Source organism: Pseudomonas sp. TAA207, assembly GCF_001529285.1.
GTDB lineage: Bacteria > Pseudomonadota > Gammaproteobacteria > Pseudomonadales > Pseudomonadaceae > Aquipseudomonas > Aquipseudomonas weihenstephanensis.
Map to the genome: position 1 here is coordinate 1 of NZ_LLWJ01000018.1, position 2,968 is coordinate 2,968.

Annotated in this window: 2 protein-coding genes; both read right to left on the reverse strand. The window is 38.2% G+C overall.

The window, feature by feature from the left end; all coding sequences use genetic code 11:
• The coding region (locus AP059_RS00175) for a phage distal tail protein domain-containing protein (RefSeq protein WP_218187004.1) at positions 1-600 on the reverse strand (600 nt) is incomplete at its 3' end.
• Positions 600-2,968 (reverse strand): phage tail protein (locus AP059_RS00180; protein ID WP_059874898.1); only part of this gene is annotated, 2,369 nt, incomplete at its 5' end. The genes AP059_RS00175 and AP059_RS00180, both read right to left, overlap by 1 nt.

Consider the following 2,968-nt stretch of genomic DNA (forward strand, 5'->3'; position numbering starts at 1 on the left):
CCAATCTCCACTAAAGTCTTTAGTTCCGTCCAACAAGTTCAAGTTAGGTAAGTTCAAAGAGGGACTTGATTTTAGCCTATTATAGTTTTGTAAAGCTGTTTCGCTCCCTTTATATCCACCATAAATTTTAGACTTACCAGCAATAACTTTGCCATTTTGAATTTTATCAAAAGTTAAATTTTCGTAAGTATACCACTTTGTGATTATATCAAAAGTTATCTTTTCACTAAAAGCCCCATTCTTGCCATAACCCTCTGTCTTTGTAACATCTGCTAAAGCTAAATCAGCATAAACTTGAAAAATCTCTGTTTGATATTCAAGTGTAACGAATTTTTTACTAAGAACATCATTTACAAAGTCTTTCATTAATTGATAGTTTTCTTCTAAACTTTCGCCAAACGTTTCTAACTTAAACTCTATTTGAGGTTGAGTGATCGAGCGAGTTCCCATTACTCCGATACCATTACTTTGCCAAATGTTATTAGTTGATTGTAACCCTAAATTAGAGGGCTGATAAAACCTAACTTTTCCATTTGTGACGTCCCAAATTTTGTCGTCCGTTCCGTCTAAGTTGGTATGTATTTTGTACTGTCTTACCATTAAGCCCTCCCTAGTTCAAATTCTCGTCTGATTGCACGTGCTAAGTTAGAAACATCTTGACCAGCACCGCCTTGTACGTTGAACGTGTTATATGTTCTATTGTCGCTTGATACGCTGTTAGTGCTTAGGCCGTAACCGCTAGAAGATAAATTAACATCTGTTAAACCTACTACCATTGAACCTTTGAATAGTCCGCCAAGTTTACCAGCGATACCATTAATAGCTCCTGATATATTGCCAATAGTGCTTGTTACACCTCCTAGAACGCTGTTTATCGTGCTACTGATCCCGCCGAATAGTCCGCTAAAGAAACTACCAAGCCCACTGAATACTCCTGTTATTGCATTATAAGCATTAGAAGCGAACCCACCGAAAGCACTGAACACTCCACTAACAGCACTCATTGCACCGTTAAATACTCCACTAAAGAAGCTACCGACTCCGCTAAATACACCTGAAATTGATCCCCAAGCACTTGAAGCAAATCCACCAAAGGCGCTGAACACTCCACTAACTACACTACGAACCGAATTGAATATTCCACTAAAGAAACCTGAAACTACACTCCATATTGAGCGAACTACTCCCCAAGCACTAGAAGCAAAACTTCCGATTGCGCTGAAAGCACTAGATACAACTCCCCTTACAACATTAAATATACCACTGAAGAAACCTGGAATAGCACTCCATACTGACCTAACTACATTCCAAGCTGAAACAGCAAAGCTACCAATGGCACTAAATACTATTGAAACTACTGAACTAACAGCGTTAAATATTCCACCAAACCAAGCTGACAGGCCTTGCCATGCGTTAAGAACTAATTTATAAGCACCACGAATTACAGCCAAGATAAGTTGAAAAGCTAAGTTGATTATCGAACCAATTAAACCAAATATAGATTTATAAAAACTAATTAAAGGTTGGAAAGTTGTAACGAACCAGTTATAAGCACCTGTCACTAAAGAAGCAATAGTTGTAAATACAGTTGTAACGATATTCACTATTCCATTCCACAGTCCTGTGAAGAACCCTGTAACTCCAGCCCATGCTGTTTGGATTCCGGTAATAACAGTTGTCCATAAGGTAGTGAAGAATGTTGTCATTCCGTTCCAAATGTTTTTAATACCTTGCACAATTCCGCTGAACCAATCAACTAAGCCTTGCCAAATACCTTTAGCTCCGTCAACTGCCCCGTTCCATATATCAGCAAACCATTGGCCAATACCGCTAAAGAATGAAACTATTCCGTCCCATGCACTCTTTAAGAAGTCTACGAAACTAGCCCAAGCCTTTTTACCTGTTTCGGTTTGAGTGAAGAAGTAAACCAAACCAGCAATAACCGCCGCAATTGCCGCTGCAATCAACACATAAGGATTAACGGCAACAACAGCATTGAAAGCTGCCATTACACCTGTTCCTGCTTGAATTACTGTCTGTAACTTTTTGAAAATACCAATAGCAGTAACTATTCCAGAACCGATTTTAAAAGCTACAAAACCTGCTGTTAAGGCTACTAAAGACGATTTTAAAGTATCAATTGCTCCTTTACTCTCACTAACTTTTTTCAAAAAATCAGCTATTTTTTTCGTAACTTCTGACAATTTGCCAGCTAATATAGCTATACTCTTCGCTACGTTTTCTACACTTGTTGCGTTTTTTGTTGTTTCTGTATTTACTCCAAGAAATGACTCGATAACATTCGCTATAATAGAAACTAAAGAACCAAATATACTTTTTATGCTATCCCAAGCCTCTAAAAACGCTAAGGTAGTTCCGCTTTCTTGCATTTTTTTAAACAAGTCTTGGAAATACTTAACTACATTTGTTACAGCTTTACCAGCACTTTCGCCCCAGTCAGACATCTGGTCTATTAAGCCACTAATGATAGGTGTTAAAGCGTTCAAAGTAGGCACTAAAGCAATTGACATTGTTTCATTGAAGCTATCCCACGCGTCCCCAATAGTTTTGATTCCACCGCCCGAACCTTTAGCCATTTTTTCCATAGCCTTGTCGAGCATAACCATCGAAACAGCGCCTTCTGAAACAGCTTCATTAAAAGAACTATATTGCTGTAATGAGGGGTTCATTTTCATAATAGTGTCTTTTAAAGAAGAACCAAGAGCTGTGTTATTATCAGTTAATTGTCCAATATTTTCAGCAGTAACCTTGCCAGCTGCTGACATCTGACCATAAGCCTGAACGACACCTTTAAGATTTTCTCCAGTTCCGCCAAACGCTTGGTTAGCTTTTACTAATGCTTCTGTTTTACCAACAGCCGACTTAGCAGTATCACCTAAACCAATGAACGTTGTTGAAAGTTTTAAAGTATCTTCGGTATTTGCATTTGTATCTTTAGCAAGATTCT